The organism is Butyrivibrio proteoclasticus P6B7, assembly GCF_000622085.1.
Classification (GTDB): Bacteria; Bacillota; Clostridia; order Lachnospirales; family Lachnospiraceae; genus Butyrivibrio; species Butyrivibrio proteoclasticus_A.
Genome location: NZ_JHWL01000004.1, coordinates 243,468 through 266,863 on the forward strand (window position 1 = coordinate 243,468; position 23,396 = coordinate 266,863).

General features: G+C 42.6%; 17 protein-coding genes and 1 other RNA gene. 14 read left to right on the forward strand and 4 right to left on the reverse strand.

Annotation, left to right across the window (positions count from 1 at the left end):
• Window positions 1–61: 61 nt before the first annotated feature.
• Window positions 62–1,390: a 3-phosphoshikimate 1-carboxyvinyltransferase gene (aroA, locus tag T541_RS0105765; RefSeq protein WP_026651794.1), complete on the reverse strand. Its 1,329-nt coding sequence runs from the start codon at window positions 1,388–1,390 to the stop codon at window positions 62–64.
• A gap of 19 nt (window positions 1,391–1,409) precedes the next feature.
• A complete protein-coding gene (locus T541_RS0105770) occupies window positions 1,410–2,498 on the reverse strand; it encodes a prephenate dehydrogenase (RefSeq protein WP_026651795.1) in 1,089 nt (362 codons plus the stop codon).
• Window positions 2,499–2,782: 284 nt separating this feature from the next.
• Here T541_RS0105770 and fusA point away from each other — a divergent pair, with 284 nt between their 5' ends.
• The 6 genes from fusA to T541_RS0105800 all read left to right on the forward strand — a co-directional run bounded on the left by fusA (window position 2,783) and on the right by T541_RS0105800 (window position 12,109).
• The gene (fusA, locus tag T541_RS0105775; RefSeq protein WP_026651796.1) at window positions 2,783–4,873 is read left to right on the forward strand and encodes an elongation factor G; all 2,091 of its coding nucleotides are present in this window, start codon (window positions 2,783–2,785) and stop codon (window positions 4,871–4,873) included.
• Window positions 4,874–5,002: 129 nt separating this feature from the next.
• Window positions 5,003–6,949: an EAL domain-containing protein gene (locus tag T541_RS0105780; RefSeq protein WP_026651797.1), complete on the forward strand. Its 1,947-nt coding sequence runs from the start codon at window positions 5,003–5,005 to the stop codon at window positions 6,947–6,949.
• 172 nt (window positions 6,950–7,121) lie between these two features.
• On the forward strand, window positions 7,122–8,558 hold the full coding sequence (locus T541_RS0105785; protein ID WP_026651798.1) for a hypothetical protein: 1,437 nt from the start codon (window positions 7,122–7,124) through the stop codon (window positions 8,556–8,558).
• Between the two features lie 10 nt (window positions 8,559–8,568).
• A complete protein-coding gene (locus tag T541_RS0105790) occupies window positions 8,569–9,279 on the forward strand; it encodes a GntR family transcriptional regulator (RefSeq protein ID WP_242840751.1) in 711 nt (236 codons plus the stop codon).
• A 64-nt stretch (window positions 9,280–9,343) separates the two neighbouring features.
• Entirely contained in the window at window positions 9,344–10,549 is a 1,206-nt protein-coding gene (locus T541_RS0105795) for an NADP-dependent isocitrate dehydrogenase (protein ID WP_026651800.1), read from the forward strand.
• A gap of 231 nt (window positions 10,550–10,780) precedes the next feature.
• Entirely contained in the window at window positions 10,781–12,109 is a 1,329-nt protein-coding gene (locus T541_RS0105800) for an MATE family efflux transporter (RefSeq protein WP_420314799.1), read from the forward strand.
• 719 nt (window positions 12,110–12,828) lie between these two features.
• Here the strand turns inward: T541_RS0105800 and abc-f are convergent.
• On the reverse strand, window positions 12,829–14,826 hold the full coding sequence (gene abc-f, locus T541_RS0105810; protein ID WP_026651803.1) for a ribosomal protection-like ABC-F family protein: 1,998 nt from the start codon (window positions 14,824–14,826) through the stop codon (window positions 12,829–12,831).
• A 435-nt stretch (window positions 14,827–15,261) separates the two neighbouring features.
• Here abc-f and T541_RS0105815 point away from each other — a divergent pair, with 435 nt between their 5' ends.
• The 8 genes from T541_RS0105815 (at window position 15,262) to queF (ending at window position 22,443) form a co-directional block, all read left to right on the forward strand.
• Window positions 15,262–15,750 carry a CPBP family intramembrane glutamic endopeptidase gene (locus tag T541_RS0105815; protein WP_197025144.1) on the forward strand — a complete coding sequence of 163 codons (489 nt, stop codon included), beginning with the start codon at window positions 15,262–15,264 and terminating at the stop codon, window positions 15,748–15,750.
• 58 nt (window positions 15,751–15,808) lie between these two features.
• Complete coding sequence (locus T541_RS0105820; RefSeq protein ID WP_330375712.1) at window positions 15,809–17,161, forward strand: NCS2 family permease; 1,353 nt, start codon at window positions 15,809–15,811, stop codon at window positions 17,159–17,161.
• 165 nt (window positions 17,162–17,326) lie between these two features.
• Window positions 17,327–19,177, forward strand: coding sequence for a sensor domain-containing diguanylate cyclase (locus T541_RS0105825; RefSeq protein ID WP_026651806.1), 1,851 nt, complete (start codon window positions 17,327–17,329; stop codon window positions 19,175–19,177).
• A gap of 225 nt (window positions 19,178–19,402) precedes the next feature.
• The gene (locus tag T541_RS0105830; RefSeq protein ID WP_026651808.1) at window positions 19,403–19,825 is read left to right on the forward strand and encodes a 6-pyruvoyl trahydropterin synthase family protein; all 423 of its coding nucleotides are present in this window, start codon (window positions 19,403–19,405) and stop codon (window positions 19,823–19,825) included.
• Window positions 19,826–19,888: 63 nt separating this feature from the next.
• The gene (gene queE, locus T541_RS0105835; RefSeq protein WP_026651809.1) at window positions 19,889–20,557 is read left to right on the forward strand and encodes a putative 7-carboxy-7-deazaguanine synthase QueE; all 669 of its coding nucleotides are present in this window, start codon (window positions 19,889–19,891) and stop codon (window positions 20,555–20,557) included.
• A gap of 30 nt (window positions 20,558–20,587) precedes the next feature.
• Complete coding sequence (folE, locus tag T541_RS0105840; protein WP_026651810.1) at window positions 20,588–21,160, forward strand: GTP cyclohydrolase I FolE; 573 nt, start codon at window positions 20,588–20,590, stop codon at window positions 21,158–21,160.
• Window positions 21,161–21,223: 63 nt separating this feature from the next.
• On the forward strand, window positions 21,224–21,907 hold the full coding sequence (gene queC / locus T541_RS0105845) for a 7-cyano-7-deazaguanine synthase QueC (RefSeq protein ID WP_026651811.1): 684 nt from the start codon (window positions 21,224–21,226) through the stop codon (window positions 21,905–21,907).
• Window positions 21,908–21,951: 44 nt separating this feature from the next.
• Window positions 21,952–22,443 carry a preQ(1) synthase gene (queF, locus tag T541_RS0105850; protein WP_026651812.1) on the forward strand — a complete coding sequence of 164 codons (492 nt, stop codon included), beginning with the start codon at window positions 21,952–21,954 and terminating at the stop codon, window positions 22,441–22,443.
• Between the two features lie 66 nt (window positions 22,444–22,509).
• On the opposite strand, the gene rnpB is transcribed toward queF, so the two are convergent.
• An RNA gene (gene rnpB, locus T541_RS20585) (RNase P RNA component class A) lies at window positions 22,510–22,989 on the reverse strand.
• Window positions 22,990–23,396: the final 407 nt, after the last annotated feature.

Consider the following 23,396-nt stretch of genomic DNA (forward strand, 5'->3'; position numbering starts at 1 on the left):
AAAATAAAAGGTATCAGCTTCCAGGCTTGGAGGTTGATACCTTTTTCGTTTACTTATTTTATTAAAGAAGACTCTGCAGGTCCTTAAAGAAGGACGGATAGGAGATGTTAACGCAGGCATCGTCCAGGATTCGTGTGGTGCCCTCCGCAACCAGAGATGCTATTGCAAAGCTCATGGCCAGGCGGTGATCATTGTGAGTGTTGATGTCTGCTCCGTGAAGAGGCTTTCCTCCGTGGATGATCATGCCATCATCTGTGGCTTCCACGTCTGCGCCCATGGCTTTTAAGTTCTCTACAACACTGTCGATTCGGTTGGATTCCTTGACCTTAAGCTCAGCGGCGTCCTTAATCACTGTGTCGAAATTGCCTGTAGCAGCAAGTACAGCCACAACAGGGAGCTCGTCAATCATGGTAGGAATGTCCTTACCACCAATTTCGAAGCAGTTGTTGGCGTTGCCGTGGAGTTCACTGTATTTAACCAGGATATCTGCCTTAGCCTCTGTGGAATTGTCCTCGTTAAGAAGAGTAATATCAGCACCCATCTGCTTAAGAACAGTAATGATGCCGGCTCTTGTACTGTTAACACCAACGTTTCTGATCAGCAACTCTGAACCAGGAACCATCAGGGCAGCAACAATGAAATATGCAGCAGAGGAGATGTCTCCCGGGATATTGATCCTAATTCCGTGAAGAGGCATTCCTGGGTGGAGAATAGCAGCGCTGCTTCCATCCCTTGCAACCTCATTATGAATATCAGCACCAAAGGCGCTAAGCATAATCTCTGTATGGTTACGAGAAAGAGCTGGCTCCCACACGACAGTGTCGCTGTCTGCGTAGAGACCTGCAAGAATGACCGCTGACTTAACCTGGGCAGAGGCTACAGGGCTTCTGTAGGTTATGCCGTGAAGTCTTTTGCCTCCCTTGATCACAAGGGGAGCGCAGTCGTTGCCTTTAAGAGAAGTGATATCAGCCCCCATCTGGTTAAGAGGGGTCATGACTCTCTTCATAGGTCTTTTCTCAATGGAACTGTCTCCGGTTATCATGGAGTCAAAGGGCTGAGCTGCCAGAATACCTGTCATGAGACGTGTAGTGGTGCCACTGTTACCTGTATAAAGGGTAGAATCAGGCGCAGTGAAGTTGTTAAGACCATTTCCGTGAACTGTCAGCATAGGCACGCCATTTGATGGCTTAAGAGCTCTTTCTATTATGACACCCATCTTCTTAAAGCATTCAATGGTGGAAATGCAGTCTGCACTTTCAAGAAAGCCTGTAATCTCTGTGGTTCCCTTGGCAAGAGCACCAAACATAATGCTTCTGTGGGAGATGGATTTATCTCCGGGAACGCATATATCACCTTTAAGTGGCTTAGTAGCCCTTTCTAATGCTATCATTCTTTACTCCTCGTAATTCTTATAAACTGTAACCTTCTTTGGTTAGGACCGCTCTGGCCTCATCAAGGCCCTTCTGGTCGTGTAATTCAATGTGAAGTGTACCTCTTTCGTACTCTCTGTTGTGGACAATACCAATGTTCTTGATATTGATGGAGTTCTCGGAAAGAAGAGTAGCCACAGCAGCAAGGCGACCTGGCTGGTCATCGATCTCAACATGGAGGTCATATACCTTCTGGATAGGGCCACTGGAGGACTCTATGAAGGATTCTCTGTAGGTTCTTGCGCTGTCGAAGAATTTCTCTATTGTATCAGCCTCGTGATTGTCGATAGCAAGCTTGATGTCGTAGAGAGAATCAATATATTTGGTCAAAAGATCTGAAATATTATCAGTGTTGGTCATGCAGATCTGTCGCCACATCACCGGTGAAGAAGAGGAAATCCTGGTGATATCCTTAAATCCGCCGGCAGCAATGGTCTTCATAAGCTGATCCTCTGAGTCGTTGTCCTTAACAAGATTAACAAGAGAAGCTGAGATAACGTGAGGAACATGGCTTATTGCAGCTGTGATGTAATCATGCTGAAGATATGGAACAATAAGTGGAATAGCGCCAATGCTCTTAACCAGGTCCCTGTACCTTACAAGGCGGTCCTCGTCTGTGGCCTCAGTCCTTGTCAGGATGTAGTAGGCATTTTCAAGAAGGGATGCCTTGGAATTGTTAAAGCCGATTCTCTCAGTACCTGCCATTGGGTGGCCGCCGATGAACTGGTCTTCAAGTCCAAGCTCTTTTACCTTGGAATGGATGCTGTTCTTGACACTGCCTATATCTGTAATGGTAGTCTTCTTGGATAAATATGGTAAAAGAAGAGACAGATTGCTGTTGTTCACCTCTACAGGAGCGCAGAGGAAAATGTAGTCGCAATCTGAAAAGGCGCTTCCAATCTCATATTGAGGACTGTCGATGATGCCCTGTTCATAGGCAGTGTCCACAGTCTCCTTATGAGGTGTATATGCAATGATCTTAGATTCCGGTGAAACCCTCTTAATTGCACGGGCTATAGAACCACCGATGAGTCCAAGACCGATAAAACCGTATATTTCAGAGCTCATTATACTAAAAACCCCCTATAAATAACGCAAAGTTCAAATCCACTATAACACTGTGGCGTGCGAAAGTCAATTATACTTAAATTCACTGTCGCCCATACCACTTAATTTGTGCAAAACATACTAATATACTTGTTTTGATGCACTATTTTTAGTAAAATGTCTATATGAGATTTGTTGGGGCGGGGGCTTCTATTGTTTAGTATATCTAATATCTATAGTCATAGTCTTATCTGTCTTTTTCATTTCTCATAAATACCCAAATTATTGCAACTGGAGGACAGGATATGAACGTTTACACAACTGACAAGATTCGAAACGTAGTACTGCTGGGACATGGCGGAGCCGGCAAGACAAGTCTCTCTGAGGCAATGGCTTACCTGGCAGGTATTACATCAAGAATGGGAAAAGTAGAAGATGGCAATACTATCAGCGATTTCGATAAGGAAGAGCAGAAGAGACATATTTCTATCAGTACATCATCTATTCCGCTTGAGTGGGATGGACATAAGATCAATCTTCTTGATACACCAGGATTCTTTGATTTCGTAGGCGAAGTAGAAGAGGCAATGAGCGTAGCTGACGCAGCTATCATCGTAGTTTCTGGTAAGGCTGGAATCGAAGTTGGAACAGAAAAAGCATGGGAACTTTGTGAGAAGTATAAGCTTCCTAGAATGATCTTCGTAGCAGATATGGATATTGATGACGTATCTTATAGACAGGTTGTTCAGGACATGACAGATAAGTACGGCAAGAAGATGGCTCCATTCAATCTTCCAATCCGTGAGAATGAGAAGTTTGTCGGATATGTAAACGTTATTCAGGAGAAGGGCTTTAGATGGGAAGGTAAAGAGGTAGTTGAGTGTGAAGTTCCTGAGTACAATAAGGCTAACTTAAAGCTTTGCAGAGATACTCTTATTGAGTCTGTTGCCGAGACTTCAGAAGAATTCATGGAGAGATATTTCAACGGCGACACATTCTCAGAGGCTGAGATCAGAGCTGCTGTTCGTAGTAACGTTTGTGACGGAACCATCGTTCCTATCGAGATGGGATCAAGTACTCTTTGCCAGGGTATCTACACACTTCTCGATGATATTGTTAAGTACATGCCTAGCCCAGAGAACCGCAAGATGGCTGGTATCAATACTAATACCAATGAGATCTTCGAAGCTGACTTTGATTTCTCAAAGCCTAAGACAGCCTTCGTATTCAAGACAATGGTTGACCCATTCATTGGTAAGTACTCACTTATCAAGGTTCGTTCCGGTGTCCTTAAGCCAGATGACACAATGTATGTAGCTAATAAGGATATGGAAGTTAAGATTGGTAAGCTCTACGTCCTTCAGGGCAACAAGACTTCAGAAGTATCTGAGCTCCACGCTGGAGACCTTGGCGCATTACAGAAGCTGGACATTTCAACAGGAGATACTCTTTCAACAAAGGCTACTCCAGTTCAGTACGCTAAGATGGATATTTCCACACCTTATACATATATGAGATATCACGCTCAGAATAAGAGCGATATTGATAAGATCGCACAGTCTCTTGCCAAGATCGCAGCTGAGGATCAGACCATCAGAGTTGTCAATGATGCTGAGAACCGTCAGACTCTTATCTATGGTATGGGTGATATGCACCTTGAGGTTGTTCAGAGTAAGCTTGCTAACGTATACAAGGTTAACATTGACCTTACAAAGCCTAAGGTAGCATTTAGAGAGACCCTTAGAAAGACATCAGACGTTGAGTATAAGTACAAGAAGCAGACAGGTGGACATGGTCAGTATGGACACGTTAAGATGCGCTTTGCACCTCTTGGCGATTCCACTAAGCAGTATGAGTTTGATCAGGAAGTCGTTGGTGGAGCAGTTCCAAAGAACTACTTCCCAGCAGTAGAAAAGGGTATTGCAGAGGCAGTTCTTCGCGGACCTTTAGCGGCTTATCCTGTAGTTGGTGTTAAGGCTACACTTTATGATGGATCCTATCACCCAGTTGATTCTTCAGAAATGGCCTTCAAGGTTGCAGCTTCTAACGCATTTAAGAAGGGCTTCATGGATGCTTCACCAGTTCTCCTTGAGCCTATCGCTTCCCTTAAGGTTACAGTTCCTGATAACTACACAGGAGATGTAATGGGTGATCTTAATAAGAGAAGAGGACGTGTTCTTGGAATGAATCCTTCTCTTACAGGTAAGCAGGTAATTGAGGCTGAGATTCCTATGATGGAGCTCTTTGGATACTGCACACAGCTTCGTTCCATGACCGGTGGTAGCGGAGACTTCGAGTATGAATTCGTAAGATATGAGCAGGCTCCATCAGATGTTCAGGCTAAGGAAGTTGCCGACAGAGCAGAGAAGGTTGCAGCTGCTAATTCAGAGGAGTAATCCTTATACGCAGCCACGCTAAGTAAAGTAAATAACGCCGATGGTATCTACAGATGATATCATCGGCGTTTTATTGCGAATTAATAATTATTTAATCAATAATTATCGGCTTTGTGATAACATAAAAATATGCAGACAGATCTTTTTGTTACCTACAATTATATAGGCGAATTCGCAGGAATCCTGATGGCAGGGTTACTGTTATTTGCTATGCTCTATACAAAGCCCAGGAAAACCTTTGTCTATAAATATGTTTTCAGAGGCGTTCTGTTATCTATCGCCGCCATTTTAATGCAGGCATCTATTGTATTTACAGCTAATAATCCGGACCTATACTACAACAGAATTCTTTTCATGGTCCAGCTTGTAACTTTCCTGCTTTTGTATAATGGCATTTTGTTCTGTATCTTTTCCTATGTGAATTTCATGTCTATTATAAGGCGTAACCAGAGAAGAGAGTTCATAGTTATGTATGGCTGCCTTAGCTTTGCATATCTTTTCTCCCTCATTCTGGAAGCAGCATCCAGGGGCCTTTACGAAACTGATATAGGTTTTATCAATATCACCCACTTTACAAGATTTTATTGTATAGCTGGTATTGTGTGCGCCATTATCTGCTTTGAAGCCACAATTACCAATAGAAAACACATATCAAGGGTAGTATTCGACGCGGTTATACTGTTCGTTCCTCTGGATATAATACTGCTTCTTGAACAGATAATATGGGTTGAATCAAGGCATTTTGTATTTTCTGCCACCACCTATGTACCTATATTTGCGGTGGGATATCTTTTCTTCCATTCCAACCCTTACGATGAGATAACGGGAACCATGAATAAGAATGCCCTGTCAGCCTACCTTAACAAGTATGCTGGTAAAAGAAAATTCTATGTTTCCTACGTATGCCTTTTGTCACCACCTATAGAGAATTTCTCCAAGCAGGATATAGATTTCCTTTATAAAGGTGTCGCTATATGCAGGGCTTTGGAAGCTATTGGCAGTAAGATAAAGCTCTATAGCGTTGACGATACTAAGTATATTAATGTTATAGAGGTTACTGATGAAAAGGAAGCTAAGAGATATGCTGATAAGACCAGGGCGATAATTGATGAAGCCAAGGCCAGTTCAGAAGTTCCGGTCAACTATGTTATGATCACAGCTGAAGTAAATCCTATCCTGGATAATGAGTTTAAGGTTAGGCAGTTCTTACAGTTCATTGCAGACAGATATGAGGGACAGAACAGCAGCCACGCTTACTTTGTTAAGCCTGAGGATTATGACGACTTTGCTGAGCACTATGAGATCGTTATTACCCTTAAGGACATCAGGAACAGGTTGGACTATGATGATGACAGAGTTATCGTCTATGCACAGCCAATCTATAGCGTGGAGACAGGAAGCTTTAGAGTTGCAGAGGCCCTTATGAGGCTTAAGGTGGGAGAAAGGCTCATATCTCCTGATAAATTCATTGGAATTGCTGAAGCAAGCGGCTGTATCCATGCCCTGACCAGTATTATTCTCAATAAGGTCTGCAGCGTTGTTAAGCAGATCGAGGATTACTACGATTTTGATGCTATTTCCATTAACTGTTCGTCAAAAGAGCTATCTCAGCCCAATATGCATGTTGAATTACTGGAAATCATAGACAGATATGACATCGATGTATCCAAGATCAGATTCGAGGTTACAGAGTCAGCTATGTTTGAAGATTTTGAGGTGGCTAATAAGAATATGAATATTCTCACCAGTGCCGGAGTTCAGTTCTACTTAGATGACTTTGGTACAGGCTATTCTTCTCTTGAAAGAGTAATGGACTGCCCGTTTAAGACCATCAAGTTTGATAAAGCTCTTTTATACAAGGCCCTTGATGATGATAAGATGGGCGATATCATGACCTACATGATAGAGGTGTTTAAGAAAAATGGATACATCACCCTTGTGGAGGGCGTTGAGGATGAATGCCAGAATCAGTATAGTGTAGAGAAGGGCTTTGAATATATTCAGGGTTATCACTATGCTAAACCAGAGCCTATTGGTGAGATTAAGAAGTACTTTAGAAGAAAGAATGAAGCTTAAGTGAGAAACTTTTTGAACTACTATGAAGCGCTAGAAGAGGTATCAAACCCAGAGTTGATACCTCTTTTTATTTTCAAAAAATGGAAACCAGATTGACTTGGGTTGACACACCTAGTATGATTGTATACAATTATACGGAAAAGCATTGTTTTTCGTTTGAGAGGATAATATCATGCAGGATACAAGTACTTTCCAGAATCGTCCGGTCTCAATGAATGACAAGAATAACCTGCTCCAGATTGAAGAGCACATGTATATTCTTGATGACGTTGAGAAGCCCAATGTCTTTCGTAACATGTTTCCCTACGAGGAAGTTCCCAAGATTCCATTTAATGACAGGATTGTTCCACATAATATGCCTAAGGATATCTGGATCACAGATACTACCTTTCGTGATGGCCAGCAGTCTAGAGCTCCCTATACTACAGAGCAGATAGTCAGGATCTTTGACATGTTCCATGAGCTTGGTGGTCCTAATGGAATGATCAGACAAAGTGAGTTCTTTTTATACAGAAAGAGTGACCGTGATGCAGCCCTTAAATGTATGGAAAGAGGATATAAGTTCCCTGAGGTTACCAGCTGGATAAGAGCCAGCGAAGAGGATTTCAAGCTTGTTAAAGAGATTGGAATGAAGGAGACTGGTATTCTTGTAAGCTGTTCCGATTACCATATTTTCCTTAAGCTTAAGATGACAAGGCGTCAGGCTTTGGAACATTACCTTAGCATTGTAAGATCCTGTCTGGAAGCGGGAATCAGCCCAAGGTGTCATCTTGAGGACATCACAAGAGCGGATATTTACGGCTTTGTTGTTCCGTTCTGTATCGAGCTTATGAAGCTTAAGGATGAATATAATATTCCCATTAAAGTCAGAGCATGTGATACAATGGGCTACGGTGTCAATTTCTCCGGTGCCGTTATTCCAAGAAGTGTCCAGGGTATCATCTATGCCATCAATACCAACGGCGGCGTGCCAAGTGAACTTATCGAGTGGCACGGACACAATGATTTTTACAAGGCAGTTACCAATTCAACTACTGCCTGGCTCTATGGCTGTTCTTCAGTTAATACTTCTTTGTTTGGTATTGGCGAGAGAACTGGTAATACACCACTTGAGGCTATGGTATTTGAATATGCCCAGCTTAAGGGTACTTTAAATGGCATGAACACTCAGGTTATTACCGATCTGGCTGAGTACTATGAGAAGGAGATTGGATTTACTGTTCCAGCCAATACTCCATTTGTAGGTAAGAATTTCAACGTTACAAGAGCAGGAATCCATGCAGACGGACTGCTTAAGAACGAGGAGATATACAATATCTTTGATACAGAGAAGTTCCTTAGAAGACCACCTGTAAGTGCTGTTTCCAACACTTCAGGTCTTGCAGGAATTGCTCACTGGATCAATATTCACTATAAGCTCAAGGATGACCACGCACTTACCAAGGCGTCTCCACTTGTTGTTAAGATCAAGGAGTGGGTTGATGAGGAATATGCCGGCGGACGTGTTACAGTCATGACTGACAAGGAACTGGTAGATGAGATTGATCGAGTAGGAAAAGAGCTTGGATTAGAGGTTAAAGAGGGAGAAGTTGTAAAGGTTTCCAAATAAGAGGTCGTATATGAAAAAAAATGAAGATTTTGCAATGGATGATAAGAACAACCTTAAACAGGAAGTAACAGACAAGTATTCCCTTAGAGGCAGAGTATTTCACAGAATTCGTGAAGATATTCTAAACGGTAAGTACAAGGACAATGAGGAGCTTAAAGAGGTTGCCATTGGCCAGGAGCTTGGCGTTTCAAGAACACCTGTAAGAGAGGCTTTCAGACAGCTTGAGCTTGAAGGTCTTATTCAGATTATCCCTAATAAGGGCGCTTATGTTACAGGCATTAAGATCAAGGATATCCAGGATATCTATATTATCAGATCCAAGCTTGAGGGCTTGTGTGCAAGATGGGCCTGTGAGCACATCACACCAGAGCAGCTTGGAGAGATGGAAGAGGTTATCTATCTTGCTGAGTTCCACGCAGCAAGGGGCCATATGAATCAGATGGCAGAGCTGGATAACAGATTCCACACTATCCTTTATGAGTCATGTAATTCCAAGATGCTTGAGCATCTTTTAAAGGATTATCATCAGTATGTTTGGAGAGTCAGACAGAAGACTCTTGCAAGCAGCAGAGGTGCTGTATCTAATGTAGAGCACAAGTTTATCATGGAGGCTATCAGAGAGAACAATCCTGATAAGGCTGAGGAGCTTGCTAATCAGCACATGCTCAACGCCTATGAGAATATGATCGATAAGGGTCTTCTTGATATGTTCGAGAGCTAATCAGACAGTTCTTTTTACAAAAAGAGCTATGACTTGAATTAAAAAATGAAAGGAATAACTACGAATGGCAAAGATTTCTATGACAACACCTATCGTCGAGATGGATGGCGATGAAATGACAAGAGTTTTATGGCAGATGATCAAGGACAAGCTTATTTTGCCATATGTTGATCTTAAGAGCGAGTACTATGATCTTGGTCTTAAGCACAGAGATGAGACAGATGACCAGGTCACAGTTGATAGTGCCAACGCTACACTTAAGTATGGCGTAGCCGTTAAATGTGCCACCATTACACCTAACAACGAGCGTGTTAAGGAGTACAGCCTTAAGAAGATGTGGAAGAGCCCAAATGGTACAATCAGGGCAATTCTTGATGGAACTGTATTTAGAACTCCTATCATGGTTAAGGGAATCGAGCCTAATGTAAGAACCTGGGTAGAGCCAATTACACTGGCAAGACATGCCTACGGCGATGTTTATAAGAACGTGGAGATCAGAGTTCCTGGCGCTGGAAAGGCTGAGCTTGTATTTACAGGCGAGGACGGAACAGAGATAAGAGAGACTATCCACGAGTTTGACGAGCCAGGTATCATCCAGGGCGTTCACAATAAGGATTCATCAATTAAGAGCTTTGCAAGAGCCTGCTTTAAATATGCTCTTTCTGAGAAAAAAGAGCTATGGCTTGGAACAAAGGATACTATCAGTAAGACTTATGACAGAAGATTCAGAGAGATCTTCGATGAAGTATATGAGAACGAGTTTAAGGCTGCTTTTGAAGAGGCTGGAATCACATACTTCTACACACTTATTGATGATGCTGTAGCAAGAGTAATGAAGTCTAAGGGCGGATTTATCTGGGCCTGCAAGAACTACGACGGCGATGTTATGAGTGATATGGTTTCTTCAGCCTTTGGATCCCTTGCTATGATGACTTCAGTTCTTGTTTCTCCAAATGGTGTTTACGAGTACGAGGCGGCTCATGGAACTGTTCAGCGTCACTACTACAAGTACCTTAAGGGAGAGCCAACATCAACCAACCCAGTGGCAACAATCTTTGCCTGGACTGGTGCTCTTAGAAAGAGGGGCGAGCTTGATGGAATCGCTGATCTTTGCAGCTTTGCTGATAAGCTTGAGAAGGCAACCCTTTCAGTTATCGAGTCCGGCCGCATGACAGGAGATCTTGCTCTTATCACAACACTTCCAAACCCAGTTAAGCTTGGAAGCGAAGAGTTCCTGGATGCTATCGCAGCTGAGTATGACAAAATGTAATTGAAACATAACAATAATATGATGGTAATTTTGCAGCATATAATTCATAATTGAATTGTATGCTGCTTTTATTTTGTGCATATGTCTATTATAATTCGTGAATGCCGATAAAATGTGAGATTTTCATATTGCAGAATCTGATTTAAGAAACTATAATTGAATTCGCTTGCTTTAAATTTGATTGTAAAAAATACATTTTTTAATTAGGATTTAGACGTAATAATCATGAAAATGACAGAAGGTTCCATATCTAAGAATTTAATAGGATTTGCCATACCACTGTTCTTGGGACAGGTCTTACAGCAGCTTTACAACGTAGTTGACTCTGTTGTAGTAGGTCAGGTTCTGGGAAAAGAGGCTCTTGCTGCAGTCAGCACAACAGGAAGCCTTATTTTCCTTATGGTTGGCTTCATTAACGGCCTCTTTATGGGAAGCAGTGTTATCATCGGAAAGCGCTTTGGCGCCAAGGATGAAAATGGCGTTAAGATTGCTGTCCACACCGGAATCACCTTTGCTTTCTTTGCAGGCATAGCCCTGACTGTTGTAGGCTTTTTTGCCACTCCTTACATTCTGATGCTCATGGGAACCCCTGAGGACGTACTTCCTAATTCTACGCTTTATTTCAAGATCTTTTTCCTGGGTGGAGTTGGAAATGTTATGTACAATGCCTGCTGCGGTATATTCCAGGCAGTGGGAGATTCCAAGAGGCCTCTTTTCTATCTGATGATCAGTACAGTTGTTAATACTGTTCTTGATATCACCTTTGTTAAGTACCTTGGAACCGGCATTGGCGGAGCAGCGGCAGCAACAGTAATTGCCCAGCTTGTAAGTGCCCTCCTTGCATTCTATAAGCTTACTAAGGTGGATGGACCTAACAGAATCATTATTTCTGAACTTAAGATCGATGGACCAACCCTGTCAAAAGAGCTGTCTATCGGACTTCCAACCGGTATTCAGAACAGTGTTATTGCAATTGGTAACGTAGTGGTTCAGTCCAACATAAATGCCTTTGGTTCAGAGGCTATGGCTGGATGCGGCAGTTATTTCAAGATTGAGGGCTTTGTATTTATTCCAATTACATGTATGACTATGGCTATCACCACCTTCACCAGTCAGAATCTTGGTGCAGGTCAGTATGACAGAGTTAAGAAGGGCTCTATAGTGGGAACTCTTATCAGTGCTTCCTGCGCAGAGATAATAGGAGCCATCACATTTGTATTTGCGCCAATATTCCTTTTAGCTTTCCAGAATGACCCTAACGTACTGGCAATTGGTACATTGCAGGCAAGAACCGAGAGCCTTTTCTACTTCCTGTTGGCCTCAAGCCACGCGCTAGCAGGCCTTTACAGAGGAGCAGGTAAAACCGTGGTTCCGATGTTTGTAATGCTCTCAAGCTGGTGCCTCTTACGTATCACCTACATCACCATCACAGTCCACTTCATTCCTGTGATCAACGTGATCTTCTGGGCCTATCCACTGACCTGGTCCGTAAGCACCATCATCTTCATCATCTACTACTTCAAGGCCAACTGGATGCGTCCATCCATTAACCTTGAGTGAGCAACCTGCCTAGCCCAGCGCGGCTCCATATCCAAGCCTTACGTTTGCACAAGAGGTTTTTTTCGTCGTTCGAGACAGGTAGTTTATGGCATAGCAGAGAGCGTTCCAAATTCTTGGGCTCAAAACTCGCACTGTGAATCCAGCTTGGGGCAATTAGTTTATTTAAGCGAGTCTCAGATGCAAAATGACAATTTCCAATGTTCTAAGGCACCCTTCAACGCGCATGCGAAGCGTTGTTCGAAGCAGGACGGAGGAAGATATCTATAATTAAAAATGTCAACGCTTGCAAGGCAAGCGTTTATAAAAAGGAAAGACATCAACTTCTTCAAGCTAGCTTGGAAGATTGATGTCTTTTCTTTTTATAGGCGCTACGCGCCGTATGACATTTTTAATAGCTTTATGTTGATTCCCGTCCTGCAAGCTGTTAGCTGCAGCATGCGCTATAAGAAGAAGGGCGCCAGAACATTTGGAAATGTTTCATTTTGCAGTGACGAGCGTAATAAACTAATTGCCCCAAGCTGGATCCCCAGTACTCAGACATGTTGAGCCCAAACAGAATCTGGAACGTTCTCTGCTAAGCTCATAAACTATCCTGTCTCTCGTAGACTCAAAAATACCTCTTGCACAGCACTCTCGCCTTGGATATGGAGCCGCGCTGGGCTAGGCAGGTAGTTGCCCGTTAAAGGGGAGGATGGACAATCTGCGTATATCCTATGGGGTTACAGTGAGAGGCTTTCCCACTCGTCGTAGAGGGCGGAGAGCTTGTCCTGGAGCTCTGTTTGCTCGTCGGTGAGCTTACGGAGCTTGGCAAGGTCAGTTCCTATGCTAGGGTCGGAGAGAAGCTCCGTGATTTCGGAGTCTCTGGCTTCAAGTTTGGCGATTTCGTCTTCGCACTTTTTGAGGGCTGCTTCCTGCTTACGTTTCTTGGCCTGGGCTTCCTTCTGGGCTTTCCAGTCGGCTGCTCCGCCTGTAGCTGAAGCGGATGTGTCAGGAGCTGAATTCTGGGCTGCTGTATCAGCGCTTGAATCTGCCTGATTCTGGTACTTGAAGCTTCCTGAGAGCATGCTGGAGCCGTCTTTAGAATCTGATGCACCAAAGAGGCGTGCATTTTGCTCATCCACGTGCTCTATATAGTAATCGTAGTTACCAATGTAGTTAACAAAGGTGCCATGTGTAAGATCCAGGATCCTGGTGGCAGTCTTGTTGATAAAGTATCTGTCGTGGCTTACATAGAGAACAGTTCCCTCGTAGCCTGCAATTGCTGACTCAAGGATCTCTTTACTTGTGATATCAAGGTGGTTGGTAGGCTCATCCAGGATAAGGAAGTTGGCGTCAGAAAGCATAAGCTTTGCAAGACTTACACGGCCCTTCTCACCACCTGAAAGGTCTCCAATCCTTTTAAATACGTCATCTCCGGTAAAAAGAAATGCTGCCAGAGTGTTACGGATCTCTGTGTTATTAAGAGTAGGGTAGGCATCAGAAATCTCTTCAAATAAGGTCTTTTCATCATGAAGAACGTGATGCTCCTGATCGTAATAGCCAATGTGAACCTTAACACCAAGGGTGATCTCGCCTGCATCAAGACTTTCCACACCATTTATGATCTTAAGAAGTGTGGTCTTTCCTGTTCCGTTATCGCCGATAATGGCCACATGCTCGCCCTTCTTAATATTGAAGTTAAGTCCGCTAAAGAGCTGTTCATTGCCAAAGGCCTTGGAAAGACCCTCTGCGTCAAGAACATCTCCGCCGCTTTCACAGGAGGGGCGAAGAGTGATCTTCATTCTGTCGTCGATCTCTGTTGGCTTATCTATACGCTCAATCTTATCCAGCATCTTCTCGCGGCTTTCAGCTCTTTTTATGCTCTTTTCCCTGTTAAAGGACTTAAGCTTAGCGATAACCTCTTCCTGATGCTTGATTTCCTGCTGTTGTTTGATATATGCGTTCCATTCAATTGCGCGCAGTTGCTCCTTTTTAACGGCGTAGCTACTGTAATTGCCGGTAAAAGAGCTAACTTTGGTATTCTCAACCTCGATGATCTTACCTGCGATCTTATCGAGGAAATATCTGTCGTGGGATACGATAAGGACAGCTCCCTTATAATTCAGAAGATAATTCTCAAGCCATCTGATAGAGTTCATATCAAGATGGTTGGTAGGCTCATCCAGGATAATAAGGTCAGGACTCTGAAGAAGGAGCTTACCAAGGGCAACTCGTGTTTTCTGACCACCGGAGAGAGTAGAGATGCTCTTATTTAGTTCCTCATCAAGAAAGCCAAGACCCTTGGCAACACCTGTTACTTCACTTTTCCAGGCATATCCGGATTTTCTCTGAAATTCCTCGTTCATACGGGTATATCTGTCCATGAGGGCGTTAAGCTCATCCCCTTCAAGGTGCTTCATCTGTTCCTCTGCATCTCGTATGCTCTTTTCCAGGTCGATGACATCTCTTTTTACCTCCATGAGCTCCTCATAGATGGTGTTAGTGGTGTCGATGTTCTGGTTCTGGGCAAGATAGCCGTAGGTTATGCCCTTTGAAAAGGTTACTTCGCCGCTTTCTGCAGCTAGCTGTCCGATTATGATCTTAAGAAGAGTAGTCTTGCCTGCTCCGTTGATACCAACGATGGCAGCCTTCTCGTTATTTTCTATATGAAAAGATGCGTCCTTTAATATGTCTTTTCCGTCAAAGGAAATGCTGACGTTGTGTACTGAAAGAATCATTGTTCTATTGCTCCATGCGAAATATCGTATTAAAATAAGAAGTGACATCTGTGTTTTAGTGACACAACATTTTAGCATGATAATCGTCTTATGTAAAAGAGAATAACTGTTTTCAGAACCTGATATTAGTGTCAAAAAGAGGATTGACCGTTAGTTGGTCCGTATATATAATAGTTGATGGTGATTTCATATTAAAAGGAGTCTGCTTTGAAAGATTTATATATACCGCTTTTGTGGGAACTGGCTTTTGTTATTTCACTGATTCTTATGCCCAGGAATACATATGAGCTCGAATTGTATTTTGTCTTTTATCTGGGCTTGTTAGTTTATTTTTACTATTTTCACAAGCAGTTTTCGTTTCGCAAATTTTTTCGCAATATCAAGAGAATAAGAAAGTTTTGGCTGATCGTATTACTATCAATCGCTGGTATGCTTTTGGCTGATTATATTAAAGATACCGCTGTACCTCAGTTGTTTACACAGGCTTCAATGGTTCTTCGCAGTAACTTCAAGGACAATGCCCTTGCTACTAGCATTGCAAAAGGCATGACAAGAGCCCTTATTCATACTGGAACCTATTCTTTCAGATATGACAACGAGATTTATGGATCTCTTTTTACATTCTTCGTGATGGTTATCATGAAGCCGGTAGCAGAGGAGCTGTTCTTTAGAAAAGGCATCATTAAGTATGGCTCTAAGAAGCAGGTATTTCTGTTTTCAGTAATATCCCTGTTTTTGTGTGCTCTTACAAGGGCTTATGCGCCACTTGGAATCTTTGAGTACATGCTTATGGCACTTCCTGTAACGATTGCCTATGTGGCAACGAGAAATATTTATGTACCGATCATGGCTCATGTAATATTTGAGTTCATAGATAACATTTCTACTGTAATCTACGAGTTGGCCAGAATACATTTCAGGTAGGGGACTGGTCAGAATTACAGGGGAGGCAAATTTATTTATTTTTCGGAGGAGAAAAAATATGTTGGAGAAGTGTTTTAAACTCAAAGAGCACAACACTACCGTCAAAAAGGAGGTTCTGGCAGGTCTTACAACATTCCTGACAATGGCCTACATTCTTGCTGTTAACCCTAACATCTTGGAAGCATCAGGAATGAATCGTAATGCGATCTTTTTGGCAACAGCTATTGCATCAGCAATCGCTACATTCATCATGGCGTTCCTTGCTAATTACCCAATCGGACTTTCTGCTGGACTTGGTCTTAATGCTTATTTTGCTTATACAGTATGCCTTGGCGAGCTTGCTAATGAGCCAGATCCATGGAGAATCGCTCTTACAGCAGTATTTGTAGAGGGTATTATCTTTATCATTCTTTCATTTTTTAAGTTCCGTGAGCAGATCATCAACAGCATCCCACAGAACCTTAAGTTTGGTATTTCTGCTGGTATCGGTCTTTTCATCGCATTCATCGGTATGCAGAATTCAGAGATCATCGTTGCTAGTGAGTCTACAAAGGTTGAGCTTGGTAGCTTCTCAAATCTCAACATGACTCTTGCACTTATCGGTCTTATCATTATCGCTGTACTTGTACACTACAATGTAACTGGTGGCGTTCTTATCGGTATCCTTGTTACATGGATCATCGGTATCATTCTTCAGCTTTGCGGTGTTTACACATCAGCTAACCTTTTACCTGATTTTTCACAGGGCCTTCAGCTTGGCGCTATCAGCCAGACTGCATTCAAGCTTAACTTTGGATGGGCTGCTTCACATATCGTTTCATTCCTTGCTATTACTTTCAGCTTCCTTTATGTAGATCTTTTCGATACAGTAGGAACAGTTGTTGGTGTTGCTGACAAGGCTGGACTTCTTGATAAGGACGGCAACCTTCCAAGAGTAGGTAAGGTATTCTTCGCAGACGCTGTTGGTACAACATGTGGTTCACTTCTTGGTACATCAACTGTAACAAGCTTTGTTGAGTCAAGTGCCGGTGTTGCTGCAGGTGGTAGAACAGGTCTTACAGCCTTCACAACAGGTTTAATGTTCCTTGTATCTATCGTACTTAGCCCACTTTTCCTTGCTATTCCTTCATTCGCTACAGCTCCAGCTCTTATCTATGTTGGTATGCTTATGCTTATGTCTATCACAAAGGTTAAGTTCGATGGCGATATCGCTGATTCTGTAGGTGCTTACCTTGCAGTAGTTATGATGCCTCTTGCATATTCAATCGCTACAGGTATCATGTTCGCAGTACTTGCTTGGGTTATCCTTAAGGTTGTTTGTGGAAAAGTTAAGGAAATCAGCCCAATCATGTGGATAGTATTTGCACTCTTTGCACTTAGAATTGTGGCACTTGTTACCAACTTTGGTTGATCTTGATAATCATTATTTTGGATTTCTGGTCATATATAATTTATAAGAATTTAAGAGCTTTGGGGCTTTCCCAAGGCTCTTTTTCGTTTAATAGTGTATAAATATATGCTATAATACATATGCTTCGTTAACATAATTTCGATTACTGGGGAAAAGGTGATTTCTATGACAGAACCCGGAAGCAGATCCCAAGGAAAAGTTAGTGCAGCAAGAGCATATCTTATTTTCATATTTATCACAGTTGTAGGCTCCTTTTTCACTGTGATGGTTTTCTTTCGTCTATATAATGTTTCCAAGCAAAATATCATAAATTCCTGGAATACCAAGACTATTCAGATGTCCCAGCGTATTGAGTATTATCTTTTTACTCCTAAGGATGCTGTGAGCTTTACTGCCCAGAATGTAGAAGGGCTCATGGATGCTGGGGCTACAAATGATGAGATAAAGAGATTCCTTGAAGATGAGACAGAAGTTTATACTCAGCTTATCGACAGTAATACCACGGGAGTATACGCTTATTGTAATGGAGAGTATCTTGATGGCTCTGGATGGGTATCTCCTGCAGGCTATGATGCCACAACCAGACCCTGGTATATTGAGGCTAAGAATAAGAAGGGTGAAGTTACCTTTGTTCAGCCCTATGTTAACATGCAGACCAATGAGGTCATGATGTCTGTAAGTAAGCTTTTAAAAGATGGCGAAAGTGTTGTTTCTATGGATATCTTCATGGACGGCATTTCTGAGATCGAAAGAGGTCTTGTTTCCTCTAATACAATTGATGCGTCCATGGTTATTGATAAGACTGGCTTTGTGGTCTGTCATTCAGATAATAATGAAAACGGTAAGAACTACGGCGTAGATGGAGATGAATATCAGAAGGCTTTGGCATCAAGGATCATGGTGGCAGGTGGAAAGACCTTCTCCATGAAATTTGAGGATGGATCTAAGCTTGTGTTTAGTAGGCCAATTAACAATGAATGGTTTACGGTAGTTATAGTTGATGAAGATCTGGCACTAAAGTCTGTTGATTATATATTTATGCAGTCTTCCTTTGTTCTTGCAATGATCCTGATTGCATTCCTTGTGGCATTTAGTGTTTATGCCAAGAGTAATACAGAGGCCAGACACCTTCAGAATGAGATTAATGCCATATCTGATATCTATGCTTCTATGACCAGGATTGATCTTAAGAACATGACCATGAAGGAGCTGCGAATCAGTCCAACCCTTGAAAGTGCCATGGGAGGAGACCATGATAATACTCTTCAGAGAAGACTTGAGATTGCCAAAGGCTTTGCTGCAGAATCTTCTCAGAGCATGCTTATGTCTTTCCTTGATCTATCCACTCTGGAGGAACGATTTGAGAATACTAAATCTGTATCTCATGATTTCTTAAGTAAGCGTAATCAATGGTTCCGTATGTACTTTATTGAAGAGGACAGGGATCCTGATGGATCGCTACGCCACGTTCTGTGGGCAACAGAATCTATTGATGAAGATAGAAGACGTCAGGAGCAGTTCAGGAAAAAGGCTGAAACCGATGCTCTTACAGGAATCCTTAACAGAGGCGGCGGAGAAGCTAGAATATTTGAGGCCTTTGAAAATGGCAAGAAGGGTATGTTGATCCTTCTTGATGCAGACCACTTTAAGTATGTTAATGACACCTTTGGTCATGACGTGGGAGATGAGGTAATCAAAGCAATCGCCAAGTGTCTTACAGATACCTTCAGAGATTCTGACGTGGTATACAGACTTGGCGGCGATGAATTCTGCGTATTTGCTACAGGTGTTGAAAATATCGAGACTGGAAGAATTGTGGCAGATCGTCTCTTCTACAACATTGATTCCATTAGGATCAAGGAGGTTGGTGACTGGAGAGTTAAGGTCAGTGTCGGTGCTGTTCTTTGCGGAGATGGCGCTGATGGCCAGTTTAGCGACTACTACAAGCTTGCAGACCAGGCTATGTACGAAAGTAAGCAGGTTGAAGGCAATTACATTACCTTTAGTGATAATTGATAACTTGACATAAACTTGATTAGTAACTATACTAGGACTTCGGAAAACTTAATAGGACAGTTCATTTGTACCATCCTGTCCCTAAACAAAACCAGGACTAAGAAGATAATTATTTGATAATATCTGATGATTATGTTTATTAGACTGCCCTGATTTTTTACAAATTATGGCAGTCTTTTCTATTTGACGTTCTTCTTATCTGTCCTGATTCAGGAAGGAAATTCAATGTATTACTTAACAGCAGAAGCATCCTTTGATGCAGCACATTTTTTATATGGATATGAGGGAAAGTGCCACAACCTCCACGGTCACAGATGGCGCGTTCTTCTTAAGATAAGCTCCCTTGGTCTTCAGAAGGAAGGTCAGCAGAGAGGCATGATAGTTGACTTTGGAGATGTTAAAAGAGCTCTCAAGGAAGAGACAGACTTCTTCGACCACACATTTATATATGAAAAGGAAACTCTTAAGGCTGCAACTATTGAGGCCCTTAAGGGCGAGGATTTCCTTATGCGTGAGGTAGAGTTCAGACCAACAGCAGAGAACTTTTCCAAGTACTTCTATGATCAGTTCGCTAAGCGTGGTTTTGCAGTAGCAGAGGTAACTGTCTACGAGACTCCTAACAACTGCGCTACATATGCTGCGGACTAAGGTTGGGCGTAGACGGGCTAAAGCTTGGATAAATGACTAGATATAATATAGAGGAATACAACAATGGCAACATTTGAAGTAACAGAGAAATTTATAAGTATAAATGGCGAGGGTCAGCACGCTGGCGAAATCGCTGTGTTTATAAGGCTTAAGGGCTGTAATCTTGCCTGCAGCTTCTGCGATACAAGATGGGCCTGCGAAGGAAATGCATCCTACACAGAGATGACAGAGGATGAGATCGTGGCCTATGTTAAGGAAAGCGGCGTTAAGCGTGTCACCCTTACTGGAGGCGAACCACTACTTGCCAAGGATGTGATAGTTCTTTTAACAGCCTTCGGAAAAGAGCCTGATATCGATGTGGAGATCGAGACCAACGGAAGCGTTTCAATAGCTCCATTTACCAAGATAGAGAAAAGACCTGCCTTTACCCTTGATTACAAGCTTGAGGGAAGTGGCATGGAGAAATTCATGGATGTTTCCAACTATGAATATCTTGAGGCTAAGGACACCGTTAAGTTCGTGTGCTCCGATACAACAGAGCTTGAGAGAGTAGCTGAGATAGTTGATAAATACAAGCTTTCAGATAAGTGCACAGTTTTGATAAGTCCTGTATTTGGCGCAATAGAGCCATCAGATATGGTGGATTTTCTTATTAAGAATAAGAGAAATGATATAAGACTTCAGCTTCAGCTCCACAAGTTTATCTGGGATCCTAATAAGCGCGGAGTTTGAGTTTAGATAGTAGATGTGGAAGGAATAGAAATGGCTATCAATAAAGAGTTAATCGAAGAAAGTATAAGAAATATAATAATCGCTCTTGGGGATGACCCAGACAGAGAGGGTCTTATCGATACACCAAAGCGCGTTGCCAAGATGTACGAGGAAGTCTTCGAGGGTATGAACTACACCAACGACGAGATTGCTGATATGTTCAACAAGACCTTTGATGAGGACTACTACGACGATAACAGTCAGGATGTGGTTGTGGTAAAAGATATAGAGATTTTCAGCTATTGTGAGCATCATCTGGCACTTATGTATGATATGAAGGTGTCAGTTGCCTATGTTCCAAATGGCAAGGTTATCGGCCTTTCCAAGATTGCCAGAATTGCAGATATGGTGGCCAAGAGACTTCAGCTTCAGGAGAGGATCGGCAATGACATTGCTGAGATCATCACTAAGGTTACAGGCTCTGAGGACGTGGCAGTATTCATCGAGGGAAGTCATTCCTGCATGACAGCAAGGGGAATCCGCAATTACCCAGCAAGAACTCAGACCCAGACCCTTAGAGGACGTTTTAAGACTGAGCCAGCTCTTTTACAGAGAATCAAGTAATGCTATCCAAATCTGATGATTATCAGATTATTAAGTAATAGAAATAACTAAGGAGATTTACAAATGAAGGTTTTAGTACTTTTCAGTGGAGGACTTGATAGCACAACAGCACTTGCCATGGCGGTTGATAAATATGGTAACGACAATGTTGTAGCTCTTTCTATCTTCTACGGTCAGAGACACAATAAGGAAATTGAGGCTGCCAACGCAGTTTGTGATTATTATAAGGTAGAGCATATCACTCTTGACCTTTCAACTATGTTCCAGTTCAGCGACTGCTCACTTCTTGCCAAGAACGATGACGAGATTCCTATGGAAAGCTATGCTGAGCAGCTTAAGAAGACAAACGGAAAGCCAGTTAGCACCTATGTACCATTTAGAAACGGCCTGTTCCTTTCAAGTGCCAGCGCTATAGCTCTTTCTAAGGGATGCTCCAAGATCTACTACGGCGCCCACAGCGATGATGCTGCAGGAAATGCTTACCCTGACTGCTCACCAGCATTTAATGATGCCATGAACACAGCAATCTACGAGGGAAGCGGAAGACAGCTTACAATTGAGGCTCCATTTATCGGAATTACAAAGGCTGACGTGGTTAAGATCGGTCTTGACCTTAAGGTTCCATACGAGCTTACCTGGAGCTGCTATGAAGGCGGAGAGAAGCCTTGTGGCAAGTGCGGAACATGCATCGACAGAACAGCAGCCTTTGAGAAGAACGGCGTAACTGATCCACTTCTTTTAAAGTGATCTTGAATTTGTGAATGATATTTATATCAGAGAGGAAAAGAACTATGTCAGATAGAAAAGACGAAGGAACACTTACACTTCTTGGAAACAAGAACAACAAATACCCTGATAACTACGCACCAGAGATGCTTCAGACCTTTATTAACAAGCATCCTGACAACGATTATTTTGTAAAGTTTAACTGCCCTGAGTTCACATCACTTTGCCCAATCACAGGCCAGCCAGACTTTGCCAATATCATCATTTCCTATGTGCCAGGAGAGAAGATGGTTGAGAGTAAGTCTCTTAAGCTCTATCTCTTCAGCTTCAGAAATCACGGTGATTTCCATGAGGACTGCGTAAACATCATTATGAAGGATCTTATCAAGCTTATGGATCCTAAGTACATTGAGGTTTGGGGCAAGTTCACACCACGTGGAGGAATCTCCATCGATCCATATTGCAACTATGGTAAGAAGGGCACAAAGTGGGAGGAGATAGCAATGCATCGTCTTGCTAACCACGATATGTACCCAGAAAAGGTTGATAACAGATAATAATCTATAGAATATAAAAATAACGGCTGAGGAAGCGATAAAGCTTTCTCAGCCGTTTTGTTGTCTTGTTAGAGTAGGACTGTAAGCCGGGTTATGTCGAGGATGATCATCTATCTAGGACTGCCGTCACCGACAGCCTCAAGCGACCCACCTGAGAGCGAACCGGGCAAGTTCATAGCTCTCTTTTCGGTCTTGCTTCGGATGGGGTTTACATGGCTACTGATGTTACCACCAGCACGGTAGTCTCTTACACTGCCTTTCCACCCTTACGTTAGCGAGACATGTGGCGGTCACTCGAAATGCAAGCATTTCTCGTTACGCGGCATTCGCCGCATGCCCGTGACAATCTGCGCCATATTTCATGCAAGCATGAATATGTCACATCTTGTTACGGTCGCCCGCCTCATTGCTAACGCGGTATATCTCTGTTGCACTGTCCCGGGAGTTGCCTCCGCCAGACGTTATCTGGCATCCTGCCCTGTGAAGCCCGGACTTTCCTCTCCCATGCCCTTTCGTTTGCATGGCAGCGATCATCTGTCCTACTCATATAATCTTTAGTTTTTACCAACAAATAATGTAATGTTTTATAGCTCTTTTGTCAAGGAAGACAACTTTTGCGATAGCGTAAATCAAAATTCGGAAACAAAAGGGTGGAGTTCACCTGGAATCATTTAAGATCAGATCTGTTTCCGTAATTATACACCAAGCCTGTCCATCATCCAACATATGACCCTAAATTCCGTTGGAAAAAGCGAAAGTCCCGGTGTTTCGCTTTTGACCCTTGGTCTGCTTAATGACTACTTTATCTGTCATGGAACGCCAGCCTCTGGTTTCTTTCTTTATGCAAGCTTTTGGTCAATGAGGTCCCTGAGCCACCTCATTTTAGGCATTTCTGTGCCTAACACGTGAGTGTTCAGAATCTCGGCATAGTCCCACCCGCTCTGTCTTCTTTT

Coding starts and splice junctions, on each gene's coding strand:
- T541_RS0105770 (WP_026651795.1), bottom strand. CDS start 2,498: ATGAGCTCTGAAATATACGGTTTTATCGGTCTTGGACTCATCGGTGGT.
- T541_RS0105825 (WP_026651806.1), top strand. CDS start 17,327: ATGACAGAACCCGGAAGCAGATCCCAAGGAAAAGTTAGTGCAGCAAGA.
- T541_RS0105830 (WP_026651808.1), top strand. CDS start 19,403: ATGTATTACTTAACAGCAGAAGCATCCTTTGATGCAGCACATTTTTTA.
- T541_RS0105820 (WP_330375712.1), top strand. CDS start 15,809: ATGTTGGAGAAGTGTTTTAAACTCAAAGAGCACAACACTACCGTCAAA.
- queC (WP_026651811.1), top strand. CDS start 21,224: ATGAAGGTTTTAGTACTTTTCAGTGGAGGACTTGATAGCACAACAGCA.
- folE (WP_026651810.1), top strand. CDS start 20,588: ATGGCTATCAATAAAGAGTTAATCGAAGAAAGTATAAGAAATATAATA.
- T541_RS0105790 (WP_242840751.1), top strand. CDS start 8,569: ATGAAAAAAAATGAAGATTTTGCAATGGATGATAAGAACAACCTTAAA.
- queF (WP_026651812.1), top strand. CDS start 21,952: ATGTCAGATAGAAAAGACGAAGGAACACTTACACTTCTTGGAAACAAG.
- fusA (WP_026651796.1), top strand. CDS start 2,783: ATGAACGTTTACACAACTGACAAGATTCGAAACGTAGTACTGCTGGGA.
- T541_RS0105785 (WP_026651798.1), top strand. CDS start 7,122: ATGCAGGATACAAGTACTTTCCAGAATCGTCCGGTCTCAATGAATGAC.
- queE (WP_026651809.1), top strand. CDS start 19,889: ATGGCAACATTTGAAGTAACAGAGAAATTTATAAGTATAAATGGCGAG.
- abc-f (WP_026651803.1), bottom strand. CDS start 14,826: ATGATTCTTTCAGTACACAACGTCAGCATTTCCTTTGACGGAAAAGAC.
- T541_RS0105780 (WP_026651797.1), top strand. CDS start 5,003: ATGCAGACAGATCTTTTTGTTACCTACAATTATATAGGCGAATTCGCA.
- T541_RS0105795 (WP_026651800.1), top strand. CDS start 9,344: ATGGCAAAGATTTCTATGACAACACCTATCGTCGAGATGGATGGCGAT.
- T541_RS0105800 (WP_420314799.1), top strand. CDS start 10,781: ATGACAGAAGGTTCCATATCTAAGAATTTAATAGGATTTGCCATACCA.
- aroA (WP_026651794.1), bottom strand. CDS start 1,390: ATGATAGCATTAGAAAGGGCTACTAAGCCACTTAAAGGTGATATATGC.